Here is a 24,842-nt window from a genome sequence, read left to right on the forward strand (position 1 = left end):
CACTCTCCCACAAAGATGGAAATGACGGTGTATTAAGCCTGGTATTCGTCACGTAGGTCTGATTTCACCAGTGTCGCATGCAAAGACACCACGAGCGCGGTCATCTGCTGGGAGATTTCTTCCGCCTTCTGGTGTGCAGTATCAGAGTTTGAGTGTGCCACTGGAGCTGCGGCCTGGGAAATCAGGTCAGCCTGCCGGCGCGCGTTATTGCGCAGGGACTTAAGCTCACGGGCACCGAAACCAAAAGCCTTGAGGGCCACGGCGGCTGAGACAATAGCCACGTCATCGGTATTGAAAAACCCAGCAGCATCTGGGTGAATGAGTCCGTACTTCACTAAGGATGCGACGTCATCTTCACTGGACCCCGCCTGCGTGGCTACCTCTACATCAGTCAAGCGCGTGACGACAGGGGCCTTAAACTGCTGCGGGGACAGGAGGGTTTCGGCATGGCCCGCAGAAACAATGGCGGTGACCTGACCGGAATCCATGGCCTCTAGCTGCTCACGGATAACCTTTAGCGGCGTATAGTTATCGCGCTGAGTAGTAAGAATATAACGCAGCCGGTCCACATCTTCTTGAGTGAAGCGGCGGTAGCCCGAGGCCGTGCGCTGCGGGCTAATAAGCCCCTCTGATTCAAGGAAGCGAATCTTGGACACCGTGACGTCTGGGAATTGCTGATTCAGCGTCTCCAAAACCACGCCAATGGACATAGTCTTAGCCTTTTTAGCTTTGGGGCTGGTACGGCGTACTGCTGCTGCCGAAGAATCTGCTGCGCTCACTGTGTCTATCTCTTAGGGGTCCTGAAAAAGTTCTTATCGTGCCATACGTAGACTGCACCGCCCTTCCTAGAAAGGAAGCGCGGCCGGTCTACGAAAGAGTTAGCTCTGGTTAGCGATGAAAACCAGACGGAACTTACCGATTTGGATTTCATCTCCCACCTCGAGCACTTGGGAGTTGCGTGGCTCGCGGTTCACGTAGGTTCCGTTGAGGGATCCGACGTCAACTACCTCAAACTTGTCATCGTCATTCTTGCGGAATTCCGCGTGACGGCGGGATACCGTAACGTCATCGAGGAAGATGTCCGCCTCGGGATGGCGGCCAGCGGTGGTAGTCGCCTGGTCCAACAAGAAGCGGGCACCCGCATTCGGGCCGCGCTTGACCACCAAGAGTGCCTGGCCCTCTGCCAGGTTATCGGTACCGGCAACGGCAGTCTCGTTGCCATTCGCGCCGTTTTCCATCTCCTTGAGCAGGTCTGCGCGGAATACAGATGTGGTCTCTACCTGTGGTTCCGGGGTTCCGGTGTTCTCGCTCATTGTTACCTCCGGGGATTAGTTACGAGTTACTTATGACAATACTAGCGACTTATTTGGGTCCGCGACCCTTTGGTGGAGATTTATTTCACCGGAAAATGTTTCCGATACCGCGCAGCACGGAATTTCCCTTGCCCGCAAGGGGGTTATCGGAAACCATGTAGGTCCACGTAGCACTCGGGCGGGCTAGGCCGGCGTCATCAAGGTGCGCCCCGGCGGCGTCGATAAGCACTGTGCGGAAGGTTTCCACCGACTTTTCGACGGCCCGCTGGGCCAAGTCCTTAAACTCCCTTACCGCGATGCGGTGGTATTCATCGATCGGCGTCTCGCGGGCGATAGCGCGCAAGTGAATGGACTCACGGACATCGTCCATGAGCTCCAGATGGTCGGCCCATGCAAGGTCCAAGTGATAGAGCATGATTTCGCGTGCAGCCTTGATGCGAGCTTCTTCAGGAACCTCCGCGAGCTCTGCTGCGCGCTCTGAGGCGCGTTGGGAAAGCTCCTGCCAGGCTTGATCGGTATCCAAAAGCTTGGCTCGGCGTTCATCAATGATGATGCGTTGATCAGCTAAAAGCTGATTGTACTTCCACGTCTGGGCATGGATCTCGAGCAATTGCCCCTCGGTCACGCGCTGGCAGTGCGCTACAAAGTCACTGACACGTTTGGACTCGATACGTCCGTCCTCCGCCGGTTGGGCGCGGACAGTTTCGCCGTCGCCGCCTTGCTGAACCACGTCATCTTCCAAGGAGACAAAGAAGAGGGAAAGCCCCGGATCTCCTTGCCGGCCCGCACGGCCGCGCAGCTGGTTGTCCAAGCGGGCGGTGCGGTGCCGCGAGGTACCGATGACCGCAAGGCCGCCACGTTCCGCTACTGCGTCATGGTCGGCCTCACTAGCGCCGCCCAACTTGATATCAGTACCACGACCGGCCATCTGGGTAGAAACGGTAACGCGCCCGATATCTCCGGCCTCGGCGACTATCCGCGCCTCTTGCTCATCATTTTTGGCGTTGAGGACATTAACCTCAATGCCCCGCTTGCCCAGTGCATCTGCCAGATCCTCCGATTCGGCGACATCCTGCGTGCCCACCAGGATGGGTTGTCCCGTGGCGTGGATGGCGGCGATTTCTTCCACGATAGCGGCAGATTTATCCTCGACCGTCGCAAAGATACGGTCTTGTTCATCAAACCGCTGCAGCGGCTTATTGCGGTCAATAACAGAGACGTGCAGACCGTAGAACTGGCGCAGCTGATCGGTTGCCTCCACCGCGGTGCCCGTCATCCCGCACACCAGTGGGTAGCGCCGCATAAGTTCTTGCAGGGTGATGGTATCGAGAATGCGCCCACCTTCAGAGACTTCCAGGCCTTCCTTGGCCTCTACCGCCGCTTGCAGGCCATCGGGCCAGCGCTGCAGGTCGGCAACGCGGCCCCGCGAGGCATCGATAAGCTGCAGCTTGCCGTCAACCACAATGTAGTGAATGTCTCGGATAAGCAGCGCTTTGGCATGCAGGGCAAGGTTAACCTTCACCAAAATGGTGCCGATATTCTCCTCGGAATAGAGCGAATCAATGCCCAATTCTTGCTCCACACGGCGCGCACCATCTTCGGTCAATTGAACGGTGCGGCCGTCCTCAGAGATGATGTAGTCCAGCTTTTCGCGCAGGTGGGAAACCACATTGGTGATATGTCCGGTGGGTGCTTCGCCCGGTCGGTTTCCGGCAAGTACCAGCGGCACAAGGGCCTCATCTACCAAGACGGAGTCGGCTTCGTCCACCAAGGCAACATCCCCGGTGGCCTGCACGGTGTGGGAACGGTCAGTGATCTGGTTATCGCGCAGCAGGTCGAAGCCTAGCTCGTTCACGGGCGCATAGATAATATCCTGTGCGTAGGCAACGCGGCGCTCGTCCGGAGTCATGCCCTCTGTTACCGAGGCAACGCTCAGGCCAAAGAACTCCACTACGGGGCGCATCCATTCGGCGTCGCGAGCAGCAAGATAGTTATTGACGGTAACTACATGGACGCGCTTTCCGGTCAGCGCAAAGCCGGTGGCAGCCATGGCACCCACCAGTGTCTTGCCTTCACCGGTGGCCATCTGGATGACGTCTCCGGTGAGTAGGCGCAGGACCGCTTGTGATTGCACGTTAAAGGGGTTCATGCCCAGGGTGCGTTCGCAGGCCACTGCCAGGGCCGCGAGGAACTGCGCCTTGTCCACTATCTCACCGGACTGAACGGCATCGCGCGCGGCCTGGGCCACAGCTGCGTCATCGTGCTGGCTCAATGTCCGGGCAGCTTCGTCTGCCGAACCCACGATGGCCTTGGATTTCTTATTATTACGCTCGCTTTGCGAGCCCATTGCCTTCCAGAACCAATCAAACGCGCCCATGACTCATCCTCCTTAAATGGATTGCTCCTATCGACTGTAGTCAACCTCGTATGGCTTGCGGGAAAGAGGCCCGTTATTCTAGTTCTCATGCAATCCGTCAATGTAAAGCTGCCTTCGAGCCGGGGTACTGAGATGGCTGGAACCATCGACTTCCCGGATTCTCCCCCGATCGCCTACGCCATCTTTGCTCATTGCTTCGCCGGCTCCCGCCATACCCCTGGTGCCGCCCGCACCGCGAAGCAGCTCACCGAGTTCGGCATCGCCACGCTGCGCTTTGATTTTCCCGGCCTGGGCCAGTCCGCCGGTGAATTCGGCGATACTACCTTTAGCCAAAACGTCGATGACATCCACGCCGCAGCCGCGTGGCTGACGGAACACTATTCTGCACCCCAATTGCTGATGGGCCACTCGCTGGGCGGAGCCGCCGCTTTGAAGGCAGCTACGACCATGAAGTCCCTCAAAGCGGTAGCTACCCTCGGCGCCCCGTTTGATCCAGCCCACTCCGTGCTTCACTACGCGGATAAGATTGGCGAGGTCGACGCCAATGGTGAAGTAGAAGTCGTCCTCGGCGGCCGCGGGCTCATCATCTCCCGCAAGTTCTTGGAGGACTTGGCAGATACCAACCCCGAGGAATATCTGCCTAAGCTACGCAAGCCTTTGATGGTGTTGCACTCTCCCATCGACCAAACCGTCGGTATCGATAATGCGCAGAATATCTTCCTCCTCACGCGCTACCCCAAGTCCTTGGTCTCCCTCGACAAGGCCGACCACCTGCTCACCAAGCAAGGTACGGCCGCTCGTGCAGCGGACCTCATCGGGGCATGGGCCGAGCAATTTATCGTTCCCGATTACACGCCGGAAGAAGTAGGTACCGACGCCGCTGTTGCGCAGCCGGCTACCGGCACCAAATTCGGCGTGGTCGTGCGCCACAATGACCATAGCCTTAGCGCCGACCGCACTAAAAAGAACGGCGGCAAGGGCAAGGGCTTTACCGCCGAGGGCCTTCTTATGTCTGCCCTCGCCGCGGCGTCGACCCAAGCGATCAAGGAGGCCGGCAAAAAGCTCGCGCTTGACGACGTCCATGTGAGCATCATCCAAACCGGCCCTGCCAGCTTCGAGCGCCGTATCGAACTCGCCGGTAACCTCTCAGCGGAAGAGGTATCAATTTTGCACTCTGCCGCGAAGGATACTGATGTCGAGCGCATGCTAGGCAACGTCACCATCGTGGACGCACACTAATGCCTGCTTATGACTCCTCGCGCCGCTGTCCTTGTGGCACCGGCCTTTCCTACGGCGAGTGCTGCGGCAAGTACCATGCCGGTAGCAATGCGCCCACCGCAGAAGCGCTCATGCGCTCCCGGTTTAGCGCTTTTGTTACCGGCGACGAGGAGTACTTGCTGCGCACGTGGGATCCTGTCACTCGACCTGAGGCCCTCGACTTGGCAGACTCCCCCATTAGGTTCTACCGCCTCGATATCCTAGATACCCAAGGCGGCGGCCTTATGGATAGTTCCGGCGTAGTGGAATTTGAGGCGTTTTATAAGGGAGCAGCTGTCGGTTCGCAGCGCGAACGTTCCTCGTTCCGCCGCTTCGACGGTACGTGGGTGTATTCCACCGGCGAGCTTTAACGCAGGTTACACCCCAAATTTCACAGTAGAATCCTACTGATGTAATCTAGATGAGTCGCACAGTGCGACGGCGGGCTATGGCGCAGTTTGGTAGCGCACTACACTGGGGGTGTAGGGGTCGCAGGTTCAAATCCTGTTAGCCCGACAAAAAGCAGCCAGCACCTACACGGTGCTGGTTTTTCTTATACTGCAAGCAAAATCGCGATTCCCAGCGCAATGAGCACCACGGGAAAGAGCACACTCTCCCACTTCTCCAGCGCTTCGGCGATTCCTGGCCGGGTTGCCACAAACCGCGCCGCCCAAACAAGTGGGGCTACAAGCGCAAGAAAGACGGCACAATAAACTGCTACTTCGGCCGGCGTAGAGGTAGTAAAAACGGGCACGTATACGCCGATATTGTCCCCTCCATTGGCAAAAGTGACTCCGGCGACCGCCAGCGTGCTCAGCTTTTTGCCGGAAATATCCTCATCGTCATCCTCACCTCGGAATGCTTGCCACGCCGCCCACAGGCCCAATAACAACGGGATGAGGCCAAAGTAGCGAATGAGATCGGTCGGTATAACGGCGTTGAAGCCCAATCCGACAACGGAAGAGGCCACCAGTATGCCGAGGAAACCGAGATACTGGCCCGTCAAAATTGCGGCAGTTGTACCCTTGTGCCCAGCACCACGGGCAAAGAAGAGGGACAACACTACAATGTCATCGATATTGGTGGCCACAAATAGCCCAGCGGCCGCTGCGAGAGTAGTAAGCACTCACCCAGCCTATCGCACCATGACACTTGTCATGAAAATTTCATGACAGATCCTATTCACTATTCTGGCTGGCCCCGGATACTTTTCAGGTATGAGCACGACAGACCTAAGGGCTAAACACACACCAGCCATAAAAGTTTCCGGAGTGAGTAAAACTTTCACCACGAGGGGCTCAGAGCCAGTCCGTGCGCTGAGCGAGGTTTCATTTAGTATCTCCCAAGGCGAGATCGTAGGGCTCCTAGGCACCAATGGTGCAGGTAAAACCACCCTCTTTGACCTCATCCTAGGGCTCACCACCCCCACCGCAGGCAACATTGCCGTGCTTGGCCGCACCCCACGGGCCGCCGTCCAAGGCTCAGAAATCGGTGCCGTACTGCAAACCGGCGGCCTCCTACCCGAGCTCACAGTCCTTGACACCCTGCAGATGATGTCCGCCACCTTTCCACATCCACTGCCAGTCGGGGATATAGCCGCACAAGCCGACCTCACACGGATCCTTCACCGAAAGGTGGGCAAATGTTCTGGTGGCGAACAACAGCGTGTACGCTTCGCCCTCGCGCTTTTAGGCAATCCCCACGTTCTCTTGCTCGATGAGCCTACTGCAGGAATGGATGCTAATGCTCGCCACGAATTCTGGACCACCATGCGCCGCCAGGCAGAGATGGGACGAACTATTGTCTTTGCCACCCACTATCTGGAGGAGGCGGACAATTTTGCGCAAAGGATTATTCTCCTTCATGAAGGCAAACTACGTGCGGATGTAAGCGCCCAGGATTTTCGCGAGCAGTCGGCCCAGCGCATTGTCGAGGCGAAGTTCGCAGGGCCAGTCCCCTCTACAGACGAGCTACCGATTTCTGCCGAGATTTCCCAGTCTGGCGACTACGCCCGCATGGTAACCAGTGACTCTGATGCGCTTGCAAGATACTTCCTTAACCACACCTCGGCGCGCGACATCACAATTCGGAACCGCTCCTTAGAGGACGCATTTTTAGCGATGACTGCGCCCCAACCTTAACCAGCCACTTCCAGTAAACCTTTACACAAGGAATCTCCCATGACGATTAAACCTGCAACCACCACTGCACGAACCCTGCGGTTTGCTGCCCATAACCTGCTGCGCCTGCGTCGAAACTTCACCCCGATATTTTTCAGCACCATTTTGCCGGTGTTTTTCTATCTCCTCTTCGGCGCCATGATGGACTTTGGCGATACCCCCTTTAAAGGAGGTAATTATGCTGCCTTAGAAATGATCAGCATGGCACTCTACGGCGGCGTCGCTGGTTCCGTTGCAGCCGCTGGCTCCGCCGTCACCGATGCCAAGACTGGGTGGGCACGCCAACTAGCGCTTACTCCATTACGCTCACGCCAGCTGCTATGGGCAAACCTCATATCCATCGGCTTTCAAGCCCTGCTACCCATTACGGCAGTATATTTGACTGGCGCCGCTACACATGCGGAAATGCAGCCACACCAGTGGATCTTAAGCTTCATTTCCTGCCTCCTAGTTTCCATTCCCTTGGGCTTTTATGGCTTGGTGTGGGCAATGGCGTTGCCCACCGACAACTCCGTCGCAATCGCCTCGACGTCTGTTGTTCTTTTTCTTTTCGCGGCGAATGTGTTCACACCGCTGACCAAGCCGCTAATGGAGTGGGGCCGCTTCACTCCCCTTTTCGGTCCAGCTGTACTAGCCCAGTGGCCTCTGGCAGAAGGAAGCCAGTTTCTCAACGGGGATGAAGGCACGATTACGCACCCGTTGTGGATGGCGTGGCTAAACTTCACGGTATGGACGACAATCTTCCTGACCGCGTGTCTCCTGCTACGCTCCCGCGACAAAGCTCGGCGCTGATGTCATCTCTCCGAGAGCCATTCCGCGGTTTCAGTCTCAAAAGTGCGCTTTTTGCCAGTGTGTGGTTTGTCTTTCTCATTCCCGGACTGGGGAGCACTTTTGCCGCGCCGGGGATGACCCTCACTAATCAAATCGGGGCCCTTTCGTGCGCTCTAGTGTTCGGTCTTGTCTATTTCTTCGCTTTCGGCGCTGGAGGCTACTACCCCCGCGGATGGCGGGTAGAGCAGCGAATCGGGCTGTATTGGTTTACACTTGCAGCCATCGCGGTATTGTCGACTGTCTTCTTCGGGAGCATTGCCGTCATTTTTGCGCCGTACTTGGCGGCGTTGCTCGGCTTTAACCTTCCTTTGCGCCACAGCTTAGCGTTCACCCTTCTTACAGGGGCTGTGGTGGCTGCTGCCACTTGGTACCTTACGCCCAAAAATATCGGCTGGGTCCTCATCGTCCTTTTCGCTTGGCCAATATTTTTAGTGCTGCTCGGCACCTTTTCCCAGCGTCAAGATAGTCGCGCAGAGCTAGAACGCCGATTGGAGCTGGCACGCCAGCGCGAGGATATTGCTACCGATGTTCACGATCTCTTGGGGCACTCTCTTACCGTGATTAATCTTAAGTCCGAGCTGGCGCGCCGGCTAATAGATACGGATCCACAGCGGGCAAGTCAGGAACTGCAAGAGGTAAGTGAGCTTTCTCGCCGAGGTCTGGCGGAAGTCCGCTCCACAGTGACTCGGATGCGCATGCCCACCTTTGAAGGCGAAATCCACGCCGCCCGGAGGGCGCTCGAAACCGCGGGTATTACGCCCTATTTGCCTTCGGCTACTAAGGCCTCTGGCCTTTATGACGCCGAATTTTCCTGGGCTCTGCGCGAATTGACCACCAACGTGGTCCGACACTCCGGTGCCACCCACTGCTGGGTCCAAGTGACAGACCACCAACTGCAGGTAGCAGACGACGGCTGCGGATTCGGTGCAGAAGAAAGCCTGTTCCGTCCCCAAGGAGGGCTTAGTGGTCTGCGCAAACGCGTGACAAAAGCTGGCGGGCAGCTGCTTTTTACGCGCCGCAATGACTGCACGCTCGCCTTGGTTACTATGGACGGAGACAACGACTTTCTTCCTCTTAGCACCGACGGAGGTGTAGGCGATGCCTGAAACCATTCGAGTTCTCATTGCTGAGGACCAATCATTGGTGCGAGGCGCGCTAGTTGCTCTCTTGGAAACAGAGCCAGACATTAGCGTTGTGGCACAGTGTGCAACGGGTGCGGAGGTTGCGGGGCTCGTCGCCAAGCATAGCGTCGATGTTGCTCTGCTGGATATTGAAATGCCCGGCAAGAACGGGCTAGATGCCGCCGCTGAACTGCAAGGCACGGGCTGCCGCAGCCTCATAGTCACTACCTTCGGCCGCGGTGGCTACGTGAAACGGGCGCTGGAGACCGGAGTTTCCGGGTTCGTAGTCAAAGATACCCCGCCAGAAAAACTAGCCGAAGACATTCGGCGGGTGCACTCCGGGCTCAAGGTCATTGACCCAGCACTCGCCCAAGAGACCATTTTCATTCAGGAAAATCCACTGAACACACGCGAACAGGAAGTCGCAAAATTTGTCTTGCAAGGTAGCGGAACTCACCAGATCGCCCGCAAGGTACACCTGAGCAATGGCACGGTACGCAATATTGTATCTTCGCTCATCGCTAAAACCGCGGCTGAAAATCGCTTTGAGGCAGCGACCATTGCGCAAGCACAAGGTTGGCTTTAATAAAACGCGGCCCCGGTGCTGAAATCCCCCTGTTGCTTGTATATGCCTAATCGGGCCTTTTTAGCTCGAGCACATTGACCATGCCCTGAAGGATTATATCCATCACCTTAGAAGCCAGGTTGAAGTAGAAATTAGCCGAGTGATAGCGCAAGGCCCCTACGGTACTTAGCTGCGAGAGGCCGTGGATGGAAGCCCACAAAGCTGCAATCTGGGTAAAAAGAATCCACGGCGAACGTGGTCCATTAGACTCAGAAATTGCATCTCGCACCAAATTCATGATGAAGGTAAATGCCTTGCCCATATCAAATGGTTGCTCAGTTTCGCCGGTCTCGTCGAAAGAAACGGGGACGATTGAGCGGCTAGAGACCTCAATGAGGGCAACAAACCCAATGGGATCCTCAAGCGCATATTCCAAGTACCCAAAGCCGGTTGCCTTGATATAAGCAAGTCCGTGGGAGCCTTCAGGCAGAACCTGGTTTTGGCGCATGATTGCCAGCGTATTAGCTTCATCCAAGGATTCTTCCAAAGCACGCAACAGGTGAGAATCGCCGTCAAAGAGATGCTCGGCATCTGGCAGATCTACGCCCGCCCGTGCAGCTGCTGAGCCCAGATGCAGATTAGGAAGCCCATTGTAGACGATTTCTTCCGCCGCACCTCGGAAAATGGCTGCGCACTTTTCCTCCGCCGTGCACTTTGGCATGTCCTTTGCAGCAGTAGTAAACGGGACCAGCGGTTCCCCAGAAAGCGCCTCTGGTTCGAAGGGGGCTATCTGCCCGTCGCGCAAGCAAATTTCCAAGCCGGAAAACAACGTCTCAAGACAAGCATTAAAGGTCTGCTTCTTCGCCGTCGGCGAAAGGTGTCGCATAATTCCAAACGTGGCCAAGTGGGTAATTCCCTGCAGCTCACACAAGAAAGAGAGCGACTGGATAACTACCAGCCGGTGCTTAAACTCGCCCCGTGCGGCAACTGCCGCATCCCGCATGTGCTCGAGTACCCAGCGGAAGATGGGAGGAAATGCGTCGAAGCTTTCCGCCTGCTCAATGCCGTCTTCAAAGTTGGGAAAGCTCGTCGCCGTCTGACAGTTATTATAAGCAGCGAAATAGGTCGGGTTTTCAATAGCTAAGTTAAAGTAAACCTTGGCTACTTCACGAAGTTTCTCAATAGCCGCAGCATCATCCGGCAACCTATCTAGTGCCTTAAACGCTGCCACACGGATTCTTTCATCCAGGAATCGGCTGGTTTGAATATATAGGTCGTGGTCGTCTTCAAAAAAGGACTTAGCTTCATCGACTGGCACATCGATTTGCTCCGCGACAGCACAAACCTGTAAAGCGTCGCGCCCACCCTTGGCCAGGATACGAGCACTCTGCTCCAGCAAGCGCTGCTTAGCGGAGCCCGCGTGGGAGACGGAGCCTTCAGGATTGTTCACACAAATAATCCTAGCGATTTCCTGCAAAAATTCAGCCCGGTCCGCCCATTTTATAGCTCAATTCACCCACAAAAAGGTGACATCACTGGGATAGACCTATTGCAGATCACTGCGTTCAAGCCCGATACAATTTTGGCCCCAACCCTGACGGGTTGGGGGCCAAAATAAAAACTAACTGTTCACCCGTCTAGCAGGCGAACGCTATTTACTCGTTGCCGAGCTTGCCATCAGCAGCGTCGCGAGCCTTGTCGATCTGGTCTGCCTTGTCCTCGCCCAGCTTGCCCTTAGCTGCGTCAGCAGCCTTGTCCAAGCCCTTATCGGTGAACTCTTCGCCCTTGTCGGAGTTCAGTGCATCCTTGGCCTTATCGAAGATACCCATGTGGTTATCCTTTCTTCTAGTTCTAGCTTTGTCTAATTATTGCCGTGTCCGGCGACACATCCCAACGTACCGATACTTCTAGCTCCATGCCACCAAATCGAGCGATTGAGTCACTAGACCAAATATTCTTTTCCGCTAAACCAAAAGCAATTCCGCTCTGTAACGGAGTTCTTCTCAGAATGACAAATGGAGGCCCCACAGCCTGACGACCATGTCAGGCCACTGGCTTAGCCGCACTCCAAAGCCCCATGCTATTAGGCAGCGGCAGCATTTTGGCTAATACCAAATGCCCAGATTCTTGCGAATGCTAGCGTTAGACGATATTGACGTTTCCTCCCCTGACAAAGGCTTTGCACCATGGCTACTGCTAACCCACCGCGCCCATCACACCCGGATACGGGCGGGGAATTTTTTGGCTTAGTTTGGCCAGGCAAAGACGCAGCCCGAGAAGCCGCACATACGCCCTTGGCGCGGAATTTCCCGCTCGATTCTGCTCTTAGTACACCGGGTGACTCCCTCAATAGGATTTTTGCCGCAGATAACCTTCCAGTCTTAAAAGAGCTAGCCGCCCGCCGGGAAGTCTTCGACGTCATATATATCGATCCCCCTTATAACACGGGCAAAGACTTCGTCTACCGCGATAACTATCGTTTACGTCGCCAGATGCGTTCAGGTAGCTATGCGGAATGGCACTCGGAATGGCTGTCGATGATGCTCCCCCGGTTAATTTTGGCTCGTGAAGTACTGTCCCCTGAGGGGTTCATCTTCGTCTCCATTGGCGAAGACGAGGTAGCCAATACCCGCAAGGTTCTCGATGAGGTTTTTGGCGAGGGATGCTTTGCCGGCCAATTGATTTGGAAGAAGGCCGGTACTGGCAAAAATGATGCAAAATACGCCGTGGTAGAGCACGAATACATCCTGTGTTATGCCCGAACTCCAGACAACCCCGGTTTCAATATCGATATCCAAGGTCATACCTCCACTAAATATAACCATGAGGATGACAAGGGAAAATACTCCTTGGTACGCCTAGATTCTAAAACCCTTGGTTACCTTCCTTCTCTAGATTTTCCTATTTCAGGGCCCGATGGAAAGGAGTATTGGCCAGACCAACCGGCGGGAAAGAAAAAGGTCGCTCGCTGGCGATGGAGCCTCGACAAGGTGGAACAGTTCTACGATGAGCTGGTTTTCCGTCGAGGGTTTGTCTACACCAAGAACTACCAGAAGGTAGGAGCACGCCCACGTTCGATCCTGGACGGCGAGCGCTTTGGAGTGACCCGCACCGGCCGACGCGATGCGGAGGAAGCAATGGGTATAGAGGGCATCTTCGATTTTCCAAAGCCGGTACGCCTGATTAAACACCTTCTGTCCATTGGTGGTGGCAAGGATGCTCGCGTCTTAGACTTCTTTGCTGGGTCCGGCACCACAGCGCAGGCGGTTATAGAGCTCAACGCCGAAGATGGGGGGTCCAGGACTTTCCATCTAGCGCAAATTCCGGAGCCTACCTCCCCGCGTAGCACGGCTCACCGCGCTGGTTTTTCTACCGTTGCAGATATTTGCATGGAAAGGGTGCGCAAGGTTCCAGGTGCTACCTTTCAGGTCTTTAAGCAGTTCTAGGTTTGTGCGGTACCGGATGGACGGCCAGGAATTCCGAAGAAATCTAAGACGCGATCGGTAGCGAAGAACCTACCTACCTCGTTGTGCGCGTCCGCCGTGCCTCCAGGCCACACGTGCGAACCCCCGGCGATACGGATATGTTCGAGCGGTGCGGTACAACCACTCCACCTCATATCGAGCGCATTATTGACCAAGCGGGTGGTATCGACCTTGGTCGAACAACCATTGCGTTTGCGGTCTTGTTCCAGCACGGACTCCACGGAGTAGTACTTGGTCTTGTGGCGAGTGCCTCCGTAATAGCCCACCACAGGGTCTACGGTGCCGTGCATATCCAGCCGCCCGACGGGAGAGTGCGCACAGTTTTTCAGAATGTCTTCATAATAGGCAGCGGAAACGGTGGCAACGGATTTGAAGGTATCGGGCATCTGGCAGGCCAGATAGGCAGCGAATCCGCCGCCATTAGACATACCGGTGGCAAAAATTCGACCATCATCGACATGGTAAGTAGCGCGGACCGCATCAATTATTTCCCGCACAAACTTCTTATCTTCCGTTGTCGAGGTCTTGGCATATGGAGCGGGGCTCCACGCCTTTTTCTTGCCTTCTGGGAAAATCATGATGGCATCTGCAGCATCAAGACGAGAATAACCACGGAGGTTTTCGGCAGACTGACCCCACCCGTGAAAGGCGAGGACGATAGGCCATTTTTTATCCCCAGAATAGTCTTTGGGCACACTGAGGATAAAGGAACGCCCGGAAGGCAGGTTGATCGTCCTAAAAGAGCCCGGCTCAGGGCCGTTCAAGGGTGCGGAGGTAGGGATTCCTAGGTTAACGGTGTTGGTGGTCTCTGCCGCGTGCGGGGACTCTGTTGATTCGCTAGAACACGAAGTGCCAGCAGCGGCAAGGAAACACACAGTTACCGCACCGAGCACGGCCCGAAGTGACCTCGCGTTCATCCTTGTCTTCCCTTCTGCCATGCGTCCCATAAGTGCTTATAACGGCCACCATAATCTAGCAGGTCGTGGTGACTTCCCTGTTCAACCACGCGGCCATTATCCATCACGATGATTCTATCCGCCCGTGCTGCTTGGTCGAGCCGATGCGCCACGACCAACGCCGAACGCCCACGGGTGACTTCGATGGCGGCCTTTTCGAGGGCTTCGGCTCCCACCGAACCCGCCTCCGCAGTGGCCTCATCCATAATGACGATTTTCGGGTCCAAAAGCAATATTCGTGCTAGCGCGAGTTGTTGGGACGCCACAGGATCTAATTGGACTCCCTGTGAGCCGATAACCGTATCTAGGCCCTCGTCTAGTTGCGCAAACCAGCGTGCGCCCACCCGGTCGAGTGCTTGAAGCATCTGTGCGTCGCTTGCCTGAGGGGCAGCCAAAGAAAGATCCTCGCGGAGGGTGCCTGAAAAAACGTGTACCTCTTGGGAGATCATGGCTAATCGCGCCACACGCTCAGCGTCCGAAAGAAGTGCTACCTCTACCCCGTCGACCAAGACCTTTCCTTCCTCAGGAACCCGCAAGCCAGCCAAAAGTGCGGCCACGGTAGTCTTACCCGCGCCGGAGGCTCCGACTAAAGCCACCGTATGCCCGGCAGGAATATTGAGGCTGATGTCTCGTACAGCCCAGCCACCGTTGCCGTAGCTAAAACTCACATTTCGCATTTCGGCTTCTCCGTATGGGGCTGGAGCGCCGTAATCCGGCACCGCCCGCGGCGGGTCAACGACGACCCCGACTATGCGAGACAGCGAGGCGTAGCCGGATTGTACGGTGTCGATTACCCGCATCAATCCCATGAGTGGGCCCCGCAAACGGATGAGCAGAAGCATGGCTGAGGTTACGGCGCCAACCGTGAGTGCTCCCGTTTGCACCGCCCAAAAACTCACCCCAAGACCACAGCACAGCATGGTGAGCTCGATGCCAGTCATCCACAGCTGTAGAACCATCATGGTTTTACGTGCTGCGTAGCCATCCTTTACCACTTGCGCGGAGGCACGTTCGATGCCGGCATGCATCTGCCCTTCCAGTCCAAAGGCGCGCACGGTCTTTCGCCCTCGTATCGCCTCAAGAAGCCTGCGCGCGCGCTCAGCCATGGCCGCACGCTCGTCGGCATAGCGGCCAGGGGCTCGGTGCAGGTACCTGCAAGCGGCGACTACATATAGCGGCGTAACTGCAACTATTACCAGTATGTATTGCCAATTGAGGCTAAGCAGCGCCACCCCGGTGGTGGTGATGGCAAAAGCAGATTTGGCCAACACTGGTGCGGTCTCGGTGACCGCTGCCGAGAGCTCTGCTACATCATCGGTAGAGCGAGAGACCAAATCCCCGGTGCCCGCTTCCTCCACACGATGTGTGGGCAAGCGCAAAGCGGTAGACAGCATGTCTTCACGCAAAGCCGAAATCACCCGCTCTATAAGGCGGGAGAGAAGAAAGAACCCCGCTGCGGAGAGCACTGCGGAGACGACGGCTACCACTATCAACGAAAGGCCAATAGTAGAAATTGCGCTTTTGGTGATGACGGCATCAACAATCTTTCCCAGCAGGATCGGGATCGCTACATTGGCGCTTGCGCCCGCGGTGAGTAAGGCAAGGGCCACGGCAGCCTGCAGCCGCGAACCGGGGACGTCGGAAAGTTGCCGGCTAATTTCTTCGCGCACCTGGCGCCAAGAAGCCGTAGGAAACCGCATCATAGCCTCGATCCCATAGCAGTCCATGCCGGCGAAGCGGTATAAACGAGTGTTGGCTTTATACCGCGGTGGTGTGCTACCCGCTGCGCAATGACTTGCTCAGTCACCGAGTCCACGGCGGTAGTGGGATCGGCTAAAACAAGGACCGCAGGGTCCGCCGCAATTGCTCGTGCTAGCGCCACGCGCTGCTGTTGTCCCCCGGAAAGATTCCGGCCGCCCTCCCCCACCTCGCGATCTAAACCACCCGGGATATCTTCCCCCGCGGCCGTGTAAAGCGCCCGTTTGGCAACCGCGCTATCGGAAGAAATATTCTCCTGCACGGTTCCCTCAAAAAGCAGCGTATCGTGCGGAGCAACAAGGAAACGCTCCCGCGGCAGAAAAACTAGATCACCTGGGACAGGCTCGGCCACCACGCTCACTCCAGGGGCGAGGGCCGGAAGCTGCGGTTTCTTGCCTTCCACGCTGGGAGCAGCAAGGACGGCTGTAATGCGGGCAGCACTTGCCTGCGCGGCTGCCCAGCGCGAGGCAATATTTCGTCCCAACATCGTCATCGGCGTGATGACGAACTGCGTCAGACCAATAACCGTAATAAGCTCACCCACACTGATAGTGGAATGCATTGCCAGCGCACCTGCCCCAAGGCCCACCGCAATGACATACACCGAGCCCAAAATCTCCGTAGCAGCATTGAGGCGCGCTTGGGAGGCATTGGCGTCTACCGTTCGCTCATAGGCAGTGTCAGAGGCCTGGGCATAGCGCATACTCACCGTTGCTACCGCACCCAAGCCTTTGAGTATCCGAATGCCGTGCACCAGATCGGTGGCCATTGCACTGGCTTTGGCCAACGCCGCCTGGCGGATTCCTGAGCGGGCGCGCAGTGGCTGTGCCGCGCGCACCGAGCCCGACACCACGAGCGGGCCGCCACACAAAATGGCAATGCCCAAGGGTAGATTGATGCGGCTGGTCATGATAGCCACATACACAATGGCGCTAATCTCTGCGACGGGGAATACCGTCATCATCACCGCATTCTGCACCCGCCTAGCGTCCGTGGAGGCAATAGCCAGCAACTCGCCGGCGCTGCGGGGCTTGCCCGCCATTCCACGCGGGTCTTGAATCCTATCCGTGATGGCCATGCGGACATCGTGGCCAATTACCAACATGGCTCGGGCATTCAGCCCGCGCCCGTACCAGGCGGCTAGGGCATTAAGACCGAATGCGGCTACTAATACCGCTAGCCATAGCCCCAGCCGGTGGATGGATCCCTGCTCCACGGCTTCATCGATGGCATGGCCCACTATCACTGGGGTGGTGGCGTTAAGCAGAAAGGACACAACCATGCATAGCGCTGCCGGCACAGTAAGAGCAGGGCGGGAAAAGACCGTCTTCAGCAGCCACCTGGGATCTGATGCTGCGGGAAGTGTCCTCATAGGCAGCCATTCTAATTCGCGGTAGGTTAGATGAGCTATGTCGACTCGCCGCCCAGATCCCCGTCACTTTCCTAGCTACCGCAAGGCCTCCACGAAGCAAGGCCCCGGTTTCCGCACTGCCGCGCAACGCACCGCCTCCGCCCAAGCCTTCCGCCGCGGCGCTAGCACGTACCACGATGTACGCCCTGGCTATCCGGACGAAGTCACTGCCCTTATCGCCCCTGCCCACACCGTAGCTGATATAGGTGCAGGTACCGGAAAGTTCACTGAGTCCCTTCCCAATGAGCGGGTTATAGCCTTGGAGCCTTCCGCCGATATGGCGGGAGTTCTCGCTTCCCGTCTACACCTGCCGGTCCTGCGTGCTACGGCCGAAAACACCGCGCTTGCCGACGCCTCCTTAGACGCAGCCTGCCTCGCCCAAACCTGGCACTGGGTTGATGTGGCAGCCGCCTGCGCAGAGCTTGACCGCGTCCTCGCGCCGGGCGGAAAAATCCTCTTGGTCTGGAATACGCTCGATGTCAATGCCGACCCATGGGTTTTGCGGCTTTCTCGCATTATGCACTCTGGCGATGTACATAAACCGGGTTTCTACCCGGACTATACGGCGCCGTGGTCTTTAGAGCGAGAACTCCGCCTGACCTGGGAGCACAAACTTACCCCGGAACAACTTCACCAGCTAATGCATACCCGGTCTTACTGGCTACGCAACGGCGAAGCCATCCATGAGCGCATGACCCACAACCTGGACTGGTACCTCTACGAGCACTTGGGATATACGCCCGGACAAAAACTGCACATCCCGTACCGCACGGATGCCTTCGTGCTGGTACGGGAGTCGGATTAAAGCAGGATCTGCGCTAGGAGCGAGCCCACGACGCAGGAAGTAAATACCGAGATGGCGCCGGGAATCAGGAAGGAGTGGTTGATGACGAACTTGCCAATGTGCGTCGTTCCCGTGCGGTCAAAGCCGATGCAGGCAAGGTCCGAGGGGTAGGTGGGCAAGATGAAGTAGCCGTAGGCCGCGCCGTAGAAACCGACGATGATGGCAGGGTCGATGCCCAGCTGCAGGCCAATCGGAGCAATTGCAACCAAGGCCGCGGCCTGCGAGTTCACCAGCTTAGACACGATGACCAGCACCACGGCGTAGGCCCATGGGGCGGCCTCCACTACGGAGCCCAGGTTGGATTCCAAAGCGTCGATATGGGCTTCGAAGAAGGTATCCGCCATCCAGGCCACACCGAACACGGAGAATACTGCGGTCATGCCGGCTTTAAACACCGGGGTGGAAGCGATCTTTTTTGGGTCTGCCTTGCAGCTGAGCAAGATAATTGCGCCGGCTACCAGCATGACCATTTGGATAACCAGGTTCATAGACAGCGGGCTTAGCTCGCCATCATCTCCCGGAACAAGCGGGCGAAGGAATTCAAAGGCACCGAGGGCGACAACGCTGGCGATAGCGACGAGGAAGATAACTACCGCACGCTTTGCTTCCGGCGAAAATTCCTCATCCATAAGCGACCCAGTGGATTGGTTGATGCTTTCGGCAAACTCCGGATCCTTCATTCGCTCCTGGAATGCCGGATCCTCGTCCAAGTCCTTGCCGCGGCGCAGCGACCACAGTGCGGCAAGAATGACGCCAGAAAGTGACGCTGGAAGAGCCACCATCAGGATCTGCGGGATGGAATAGGCGTGGTCGATAGCGCCGGCATTTTCCGCGATGATAGACGCCAAGGACACGGTGGCCACAGACACTGGAGAGGCCGTGATACCCATCTGCGCCGACGTCGAGGCGACAGCCATCGGGCGTTCTGGGCGGATGCCCTTTTTCAGCGCAATGTCCTCAATAATCGGAAACATCGTGTACACCACGTGGCCCGTACCGCATAGGACCGTCAAGAACCAGGTAGTAAGCGGCGCGAGGATGGTGATGCGCTCTGGGTGGGCGCGAAGGAACTTTTCGGCAAATTGCATCATCACTTCCAACCCGCGGGCCTGTTGCAAGGTAGCCGCGCAACCAATGACTGCGATGATGGTCAGCATCACTGACACCGGAGGCTCGCCCGGGGCGAGGCCGAAAACAAAGACCATGAGCATCAGACCGATGCCGGAGATTAGTCCCAGCCCGATGCCACCATAGCGAGTGCCCAAGAGCAGGGCGCTAAGGATGATGATGATCTGGAGCACGATGGCCAGAATTGAATCTGGCGCGATTACGCTGGCTAACATACAAAGCCTTCCATCACGAGAGGATCTATAACTGGTTATATCCTATCGATCCCCACATGAACGGACATAAACGGACAGGCGAGCTAATTCTCACACCGTTTTCAGTGCAAAAATCGCTCGCCTGAATGCTATAATCCCAGCGTAACGGGCATACTGCTAGCGCTTCTTGCCGCGCCTCTCCCGCACTCGCACTGCGATGCGGATGGGCGTTCCATGAAAGCCAAAACGCTCACGGAACTTGCGCTCGAGGTAGCGGCGATAGGCCGCATCCAAAAATCCTGTCGTGAACAAGACAATCGTCGGCGGCTGCGTGGATGCCTGCGTGGCGAACAAAACGCGCGGCAGGCGGTTATTTTTCATCGGCGGAGGATTAGCTGCGATGGCCTCACGCAACCAGTTATTCAACTGCCCCGTAGACACGCGCTGGTCCCAGCTTTCCAGCGCCTCGATCATGGCAGGTTCCAGCTTCTGCAGGGCGCGGCCCGTTTCGGCGGAAATATTCACACGCGTAACCCACGGTAGGTGGCTCAGCTGCTGATCGATCTCGCGGTCTAGGTAGTAGCGGCGGTCCTCATCCATGAGGTCCCACTTATTGAATGCGATAACGAGGGCTTTCCCTGCCTCTAGCACCATATTAAGCACGCGCTGATCCTGCTCAGAGATCTCCTCAGAGGCGTCGATAAGCATAATGCAGACCTCGGCAGCATCGATAACGCCGCGCGTACGCAAGGAGGCATAGTACTCATGTCCCTGCGCGTTTTTGACCTTCTTGCGCAGGCCGGCAGTATCAATGAACTTCCACAGCTGCTCATCCAGCTGTACCAAAGAGTCCACCGGATCCACGGTGGTGCCCGCGACATTATCCACCACGGAGCGCTCTTCACTGGTCAGCTTATTGAGCAGGGAGGATTTACCCACATTAGGCTTGCCCACCAAAGCGACGCGGCGCGGACCAGAAGTAATCGCGGTCTGCCGCGGCTCTTCCGGAAATACCCGCAAAATCTCATCGAGCACATCCGCGCCGCCGCGGCCGTGCTGAGCAGATACCGGCCACGGATCGCCCAGGCCCAGCGCATAAAACTCGGCCATATCCGCATACTGATTATCGGAATCAAACTTATTCGATACCAGAATCACCGGCACGGGGGATTTTTGCAGGCGGCGGGCCATGACCTCATCCGTCGCAGTAATTCCCACCTTGGTGTCTACCACCATGACGATGACGTCAGCAGTTTCCATCGCCACCTCTGCCTGGCGAGCGATTGCGCCATGGATGCCCTTGACGTTCGGATCCCAACCGCCGGTATCTTGTACCAAAAAGCGCTGCCCATTCCAGTCCGCTACATAGGAGATTCGGTCACGGGTAACGCCCGGGTGGTCTTCTACCACTGCTTCGCGGCGGCCAAGGAAACGATTGACCAAAGAAGACTTGCCCACATTAGGGCGACCCACAATGGCTACCGTGCACAGAGCTTCTTCGGTGTGATCATCGGACTCAACACCAAAAGCACGGGAGAGTTCCTCCCATTCCTCTTCGCTTAGCGGCTCTTCTCCTTCTGTTTCTTCACCAAAATCGGCCTCGCCGAATTCCGAGTCATCGAACTCATAGTCAAATTCCTCGGCATTGAAGTCATCAGCGGCCCAACCAGGAGAGGCTTCTACCACCTCATCATCAAACTTTCCGGCCGGGTAATGGAACTGAGTCTCCGACTCTTCCTGGGGATCATGCTTAGTCATTGACTGACTCCTTTACCACGTTAATCAGGGCCTGTATGACATCCTCAGGGCTCATATCCGAGGTATCAACTAAGGTTGCATCGTCTGCTGGGCGCAACGGCGAGGTTTTGCGTGAAGAATCTGCCGCATCGCGGCGCTGCACGTCTGCGAGTACCGTCTCGTAGTCTGAAGCGATTCCTGCCCTTTCGTTCTGCGCCTGACGTCGGCGGGCTCGGACTTCAGCAGAGGCGGTCATGAATGCTTTAGCAGGGGCATCAGCAAGCACAACAGTGCCAATATCGCGCCCTTCTACAATAGCGCGATGTGCCTCGCGGGCTAGTTTGCGCTGCAGGGCTACCAGGTTTTCCCGAACTTCCGGAATGGCAGATACGGCGGAGACATTGCGAGTGACTTCGTCTTCCCGAATAACGCGCGCGACATCCTCGCCGCCGAGAAGAACCTCGGTGGAATCTGGATCATCGGAAACTTCCAATGGCAGATCGGCTGTAGCAGCAATCACCGCGGACGTATCCGCAGGGTCCACTCCCTTACGCAACACGGCAAGAGTTGCTACACGGTACATGGCACCAGTGTCGATGTACTTTGCATCGAGTTGTTTGGCTAGGGCGCGGCACGTGGTCGACTTACCAGTCCCAGAAGGGCCATCCACAGCCAGGATGAGGCCCTGATTCGGCATATTAGAAATCATTACATCTCCACCGCCTTATACAAACTAGTCAATTCGCTGGAATTGAGAGCTCGCAGACCACCGGGCTTCATATCGCCCAACTGCACCGTATGAAGCTTGGTACGCACCAAACGCTGCACGGGGAAGCCCGCCTCTTTCAACATGCGGCGCACAATGTGCTTGCGCCCCTCATGCAGCTCAAGACGAACCAAAGAATATCCCTGGTTGGTATCTACAACCTGCGCAAAATCTGCCTTTGCCAGGCCATCCTCCAACTCGATTCCTTCCTTGAGCTGTCGCACAAGCTTCCGGTCGGCCTCACCCAAAACAGTTGCGAGGTAGGTCTTCGTCACCTCATACTTAGGGTGCATCAAACGGTTAGCCAACTCGCCGTCATTGGTGAGAATAAGCAGCCCCTCGGTATCGGCGTCGAGGCGGCCTACGTGAAAAAGACGCTGGCCAGCAGCAACCTTTTCCGAAACCACGTCGCCTACGCACGGGCGGCCCAGGTCATCAGACATAGTGGACTGCATGCCGCGCGGCTTGTTGAGCACAAAATATTCGTGCTCCTCGTTGACATTGACGCGCACACCATCTACTCGGATGACGTCAACAGAGGGGTTTACCTTAACGCCCTGCTTGGAAATGATCTTGCCGTTGACCTCAACACGGCCGGCATCGATGAGGATTTCAGCGTGGCGACGAGAAGCAACGCCTGCCTTAGCGAGCACCTTTTGGAGACGTTCCCCCTTAGGCTTGTCTTCATCGACCAGCCAATCGGCGCCCAGTTCTCGGGCTACGGATTCTGCAGTAGCCTTCTGCTTTTTCTTTGACACATGCTGGTGACGGGCCGGCTTAGCATTAGAGACAATGATGTCACTGTCTCGCTGCTTCTTATCCGGTGTGCCGTCACGGCGAGCGGGAGGAGTCACGTACGTGTCCTTTTCTCTCGAAGATATGAAATTACCTGGGCAATCTTACCCCACGCTAGTACTCCTCGTCGATCGCCTCCACGTCAGGCAATAGCGGCGCCAAGTCCGGCAAGCGCTCCAAAGAATCAATCCCTAATAACTCGAGGAACAATTCCGTCGTCTCATAGCGGTGCGCGGCACCTTCAAAATCATCCTGCGGCAGCTCCCGCACCAATCCGCGCAGGCCTAGGGTCCGCATAACACCATCGACATTGACGCCGCGAACAGCGGCAACCTGCTGGCGGGTTACGGGCTGGCGGTAGGCTACCACCGCCAATGTCTCCAGGGCCGCACGCGAGAGCTTTGTCTGGGCGCCATCCAATAGGAATTCTTCTACCGCGCCTGCGTTTTCGGAACGCGTATAAAAGCGCCACCCCTCTTGGGTCTCGCGCAACTCGATACCAGAACCACGATCATTCAGCTCGCGCTGGACAGCGCGCAGGCAATCACTGACGACGCCCCTTTCCGCCCCCAAAGCACGCGCCAAGGACTCCACCGAAGCTGGGGAATCGAGTACGAGCAAGATTGACTCAAGGCGGGAACGGAGCTGCGAGATGAGGGGAAGGTCCATAGACGCCAAGCTTACTGTAGCGGAAAACGACGCCTGAAATTTCCTAAATCACTTTCGCTTCTAAATGTGAGTCGGGTAACATATTGCCATGGAAACTATTACCCGCACTGACAGACTCATTCTCATCCCACTGTCCGCCGCCAATATCGAAGAGACCCACAAGGTCTACAGCGACGGACGAATCTGGAGCCACCGACCCAACGGGCGCTTTGCTGATATCCGCACCACCCGTGCACTCGCGCAATCCTCCTCCCAGTCGTGGGACGCCCACCATTTTGGACCATGGGCCGCCTACATGCGCCATAATCCTTCTGAGTTCGTCGGAGTTGGTGGGGCCATTTTTGTCGAAGACGGAAATTTCTGGGACATCAAATACCGCCTCCGCCCTGCTCACTGGGGCTCAGGATTTGCTACAGAGATCACTTCGGCGACGCTAAAGAGCATCCGCCAGGTTGATCCTGAATCCCCCATCACCGCCCGAGTGACGACCAACCACCCAGCAGCGATCCGGGTCATTGAAAAGCAAGGACTCCAACAAGTGTGGGAAGGCCGCCGCGTGGGCACCGAGGACAACCCAGATGAGCCTGACGTACGCGTCTATTCTGATCGCGAGCTGGCCCCTGAGACGCTGAAGTTTATCCAGCAGCGTCCTTAGTCCCAGTTCGCGGCGGCAACTACCGCTGGGTCAACGTCCAAACCCGTCCACGAAAGGTCCAACTGGCCCAGCGCTTCTTCCTGTTGTGCGTCAACCGCCTTGGCCTTGTACAACTCCAAAAGAGCCAAGAAACGGCCCACAACTTGCATAGAAACCGTGCAATCGCGGGTCAGGGAACCAAAACTCATCCATTGACCGGCGCCCAGTAGCTTTAGGGTTTCCAGGATCTTGCCGGCTTGCTCTGGTACCGATACCGCCACGGAGTGCACGTGGCCGGTGGCCACTTCTTCCGGCGGCTTTGGGCGGAAGACTCCCGCGGCGAGCTCTGCGAAACTGGCTGGCGTATGGCCGAGGGAGACAGGAGGCAGTAGCTCCGCAAACTTCTCCTCGATAGCTACCGCCCGCGGATAGCTCCGCTGAGCCTCGCGCTGCCACTCCGCGAATTGGTCCGCTACTAGTTTATAGGCCTTATATTGCAAAAGACGAGCAAAAAGAAGGTCGCGCGACTCCAGCAGTTCCAAGTCTTCAATCTCGTCGACATCACCGCGAGGCAGGAGCCGCGCCGCCTTTAAGTCCAAAAGCGTCGCTGCCACCAGCAAGAAATCAGTGGTCTCATCCAAATCCGCAGACTCGCCCAGCTGCCGCGTATAGGCGACAAACTCGTCCGTTACCTCTGAAAGCGCAACATCAGTCACGTCCATCTTTTTGGACTGGATAAGCTGCAAAAGCAGGTCAAATGGGCCCTCAAAATTTCGCAGTGCAATGCGAAAGCCCGTAATCTCCGGCTGGGTCACGATACC

At 56.7% G+C, this 24,842-nt stretch carries 24 protein-coding genes and 1 tRNA gene; 10 read left to right on the top strand and 15 right to left on the bottom strand.

What is annotated here, in order from left to right:
* Nucleotides 1-32: 32 nt before the first annotated feature.
* From ftsR to secA2, 3 genes are all read right to left on the bottom strand, one after another.
* Entirely contained in the window at nucleotides 33-779 is a 747-nt protein-coding gene (ftsR, locus tag WMP96_RS09020; protein WP_239206069.1) for a transcriptional regulator FtsR, read from the bottom strand.
* 99 nt (nucleotides 780-878) lie between these two features.
* On the bottom strand, nucleotides 879-1,313 hold the full coding sequence (gene odhI / locus WMP96_RS09025; protein ID WP_023021587.1) for an oxoglutarate dehydrogenase inhibitor Odhl: 435 nt from the start codon (nucleotides 1,311-1,313) through the stop codon (nucleotides 879-881).
* A gap of 85 nt (nucleotides 1,314-1,398) precedes the next feature.
* The gene (gene secA2, locus WMP96_RS09030) at nucleotides 1,399-3,690 is read right to left on the bottom strand and encodes an accessory Sec system translocase SecA2 (RefSeq protein ID WP_340433006.1); all 2,292 of its coding nucleotides are present in this window, start codon (nucleotides 3,688-3,690) and stop codon (nucleotides 1,399-1,401) included.
* An 87-nt stretch (nucleotides 3,691-3,777) separates the two neighbouring features.
* On the opposite strand from secA2, the gene WMP96_RS09035 reads away from it, so the two are divergent.
* The 3 genes from WMP96_RS09035 (at nucleotide 3,778) to WMP96_RS09045 (ending at nucleotide 5,463) form a co-directional block, all read left to right on the top strand.
* Nucleotides 3,778-4,929, top strand: a complete 1,152-nt coding sequence (locus WMP96_RS09035) for a bifunctional alpha/beta hydrolase/OsmC family protein (protein WP_023021589.1) — start codon at nucleotides 3,778-3,780, stop codon at nucleotides 4,927-4,929.
* Nucleotides 4,929-5,318, top strand: coding sequence for a YchJ family protein (locus WMP96_RS09040; RefSeq protein ID WP_023021590.1), 390 nt, complete (start codon nucleotides 4,929-4,931; stop codon nucleotides 5,316-5,318). The genes WMP96_RS09035 and WMP96_RS09040 overlap by 1 nt, the downstream gene beginning before the upstream one ends.
* 71 nt (nucleotides 5,319-5,389) lie before the next feature.
* Nucleotides 5,390-5,463, top strand: a tRNA-Pro gene (locus WMP96_RS09045).
* A 37-nt stretch (nucleotides 5,464-5,500) separates the two neighbouring features.
* On the opposite strand, the gene WMP96_RS09050 is transcribed toward WMP96_RS09045, so the two are convergent.
* Nucleotides 5,501-6,073: a cadmium resistance transporter gene (locus tag WMP96_RS09050; RefSeq protein ID WP_023021591.1), complete on the bottom strand. Its 573-nt coding sequence runs from the start codon at nucleotides 6,071-6,073 to the stop codon at nucleotides 5,501-5,503.
* A gap of 91 nt (nucleotides 6,074-6,164) precedes the next feature.
* On the opposite strand from WMP96_RS09050, the gene WMP96_RS09055 reads away from it, so the two are divergent.
* From WMP96_RS09055 to WMP96_RS09070, 4 genes are all read left to right on the top strand, one after another.
* Complete coding sequence (locus tag WMP96_RS09055; protein ID WP_301715772.1) at nucleotides 6,165-7,088, top strand: ABC transporter ATP-binding protein; 924 nt, start codon at nucleotides 6,165-6,167, stop codon at nucleotides 7,086-7,088.
* A gap of 39 nt (nucleotides 7,089-7,127) precedes the next feature.
* Nucleotides 7,128-7,919, top strand: a complete 792-nt coding sequence (locus WMP96_RS09060; protein WP_200287528.1) for an ABC transporter permease — start codon at nucleotides 7,128-7,130, stop codon at nucleotides 7,917-7,919.
* Between the two features lie 155 nt (nucleotides 7,920-8,074).
* Nucleotides 8,075-9,064 carry a sensor histidine kinase gene (locus WMP96_RS09065; protein ID WP_340433014.1) on the top strand — a complete coding sequence of 330 codons (990 nt, stop codon included), beginning with the start codon at nucleotides 8,075-8,077 and terminating at the stop codon, nucleotides 9,062-9,064.
* Nucleotides 9,057-9,665 (top strand): response regulator transcription factor, encoded by a 609-nt coding sequence (locus WMP96_RS09070; RefSeq protein ID WP_239206079.1) that lies wholly within the window; start codon nucleotides 9,057-9,059, stop codon nucleotides 9,663-9,665. Before WMP96_RS09065 ends, WMP96_RS09070 begins: the two co-directional genes overlap by 8 nt.
* A gap of 46 nt (nucleotides 9,666-9,711) precedes the next feature.
* Here WMP96_RS09070 and WMP96_RS09075 read toward each other — a convergent pair whose 3' ends face one another.
* Nucleotides 9,712-11,094: a hypothetical protein gene (locus WMP96_RS09075; protein ID WP_340433020.1), complete on the bottom strand. Its 1,383-nt coding sequence runs from the start codon at nucleotides 11,092-11,094 to the stop codon at nucleotides 9,712-9,714.
* 205 nt (nucleotides 11,095-11,299) lie between these two features.
* Nucleotides 11,300-11,473 (bottom strand): antitoxin, encoded by a 174-nt coding sequence (locus WMP96_RS09080; protein WP_023021594.1) that lies wholly within the window; start codon nucleotides 11,471-11,473, stop codon nucleotides 11,300-11,302.
* A 357-nt stretch (nucleotides 11,474-11,830) separates the two neighbouring features.
* On the opposite strand from WMP96_RS09080, the gene WMP96_RS09085 reads away from it, so the two are divergent.
* Nucleotides 11,831-13,090, top strand: coding sequence for a site-specific DNA-methyltransferase (locus WMP96_RS09085; protein WP_239206083.1), 1,260 nt, complete (start codon nucleotides 11,831-11,833; stop codon nucleotides 13,088-13,090).
* Here WMP96_RS09085 and WMP96_RS09090 read toward each other — a convergent pair.
* Genes WMP96_RS09090 through WMP96_RS09100 form a run of 3 tightly spaced genes read right to left on the bottom strand, consistent with a single transcriptional unit; the run spans nucleotide 13,087 to nucleotide 17,215 of the window.
* Complete coding sequence (locus WMP96_RS09090; RefSeq protein ID WP_023021596.1) at nucleotides 13,087-14,046, bottom strand: alpha/beta hydrolase family esterase; 960 nt, start codon at nucleotides 14,044-14,046, stop codon at nucleotides 13,087-13,089. The two genes, WMP96_RS09085 and WMP96_RS09090, sit on opposite strands and share 4 nt — an antisense overlap.
* Nucleotides 14,043-15,785: an ABC transporter ATP-binding protein gene (locus tag WMP96_RS09095; RefSeq protein ID WP_023021597.1), complete on the bottom strand. Its 1,743-nt coding sequence runs from the start codon at nucleotides 15,783-15,785 to the stop codon at nucleotides 14,043-14,045. The genes WMP96_RS09090 and WMP96_RS09095 overlap by 4 nt, the downstream gene beginning before the upstream one ends.
* Nucleotides 15,785-17,215 carry an ABC transporter transmembrane domain-containing protein gene (locus tag WMP96_RS09100; RefSeq protein WP_301715777.1) on the bottom strand — a complete coding sequence of 477 codons (1,431 nt, stop codon included), beginning with the start codon at nucleotides 17,213-17,215 and terminating at the stop codon, nucleotides 15,785-15,787. The genes WMP96_RS09095 and WMP96_RS09100 overlap by 1 nt, the downstream gene beginning before the upstream one ends.
* A 37-nt stretch (nucleotides 17,216-17,252) precedes the next feature.
* On the opposite strand from WMP96_RS09100, the gene WMP96_RS09105 reads away from it, so the two are divergent.
* On the top strand, nucleotides 17,253-18,059 hold the full coding sequence (locus WMP96_RS09105) for a class I SAM-dependent methyltransferase (RefSeq protein WP_301715778.1): 807 nt from the start codon (nucleotides 17,253-17,255) through the stop codon (nucleotides 18,057-18,059).
* Here WMP96_RS09105 and WMP96_RS09110 read toward each other — a convergent pair.
* From WMP96_RS09110 to scpB, 5 genes are all read right to left on the bottom strand, one after another.
* Nucleotides 18,056-19,441 carry an anaerobic C4-dicarboxylate transporter gene (locus WMP96_RS09110; protein WP_049360916.1) on the bottom strand — a complete coding sequence of 462 codons (1,386 nt, stop codon included), beginning with the start codon at nucleotides 19,439-19,441 and terminating at the stop codon, nucleotides 18,056-18,058. The genes WMP96_RS09105 and WMP96_RS09110 overlap by 4 nt on opposite strands.
* Before the next feature lie 156 nt (nucleotides 19,442-19,597).
* Nucleotides 19,598-21,178, bottom strand: a complete 1,581-nt coding sequence (gene der, locus WMP96_RS09115) for a ribosome biogenesis GTPase Der (RefSeq protein ID WP_086589034.1) — start codon at nucleotides 21,176-21,178, stop codon at nucleotides 19,598-19,600.
* Nucleotides 21,171-21,866, bottom strand: coding sequence for a (d)CMP kinase (cmk, locus tag WMP96_RS09120; RefSeq protein ID WP_200287537.1), 696 nt, complete (start codon nucleotides 21,864-21,866; stop codon nucleotides 21,171-21,173). Before cmk ends, der begins: the two co-directional genes overlap by 8 nt.
* A complete protein-coding gene (locus WMP96_RS09125; RefSeq protein WP_005329503.1) occupies nucleotides 21,866-22,777 on the bottom strand; it encodes a pseudouridine synthase in 912 nt (303 codons plus the stop codon). The genes cmk and WMP96_RS09125 overlap by 1 nt, the downstream gene beginning before the upstream one ends.
* Before the next feature lie 55 nt (nucleotides 22,778-22,832).
* Complete coding sequence (scpB, locus tag WMP96_RS09130) at nucleotides 22,833-23,387, bottom strand: SMC-Scp complex subunit ScpB (RefSeq protein WP_301715779.1); 555 nt, start codon at nucleotides 23,385-23,387, stop codon at nucleotides 22,833-22,835.
* A gap of 88 nt (nucleotides 23,388-23,475) precedes the next feature.
* Here scpB and WMP96_RS09135 point away from each other — a divergent pair, with 88 nt between their 5' ends.
* Nucleotides 23,476-24,042: a GNAT family N-acetyltransferase gene (locus WMP96_RS09135; protein WP_005329498.1), complete on the top strand. Its 567-nt coding sequence runs from the start codon at nucleotides 23,476-23,478 to the stop codon at nucleotides 24,040-24,042.
* Here the strand turns inward: WMP96_RS09135 and WMP96_RS09140 are convergent.
* Complete coding sequence (locus WMP96_RS09140) at nucleotides 24,039-24,836, bottom strand: segregation and condensation protein A (protein WP_200287539.1); 798 nt, start codon at nucleotides 24,834-24,836, stop codon at nucleotides 24,039-24,041. The two genes, WMP96_RS09135 and WMP96_RS09140, sit on opposite strands and share 4 nt — an antisense overlap.
* Nucleotides 24,837-24,842: the final 6 nt, after the last annotated feature.

Origin of the sequence: Corynebacterium sp. KPL4035, from assembly GCF_037908325.1 — a bacterium.
In the GTDB taxonomy this organism is placed as follows: Bacteria; Actinomycetota; Actinomycetes; order Mycobacteriales; family Mycobacteriaceae; genus Corynebacterium; species Corynebacterium kefirresidentii.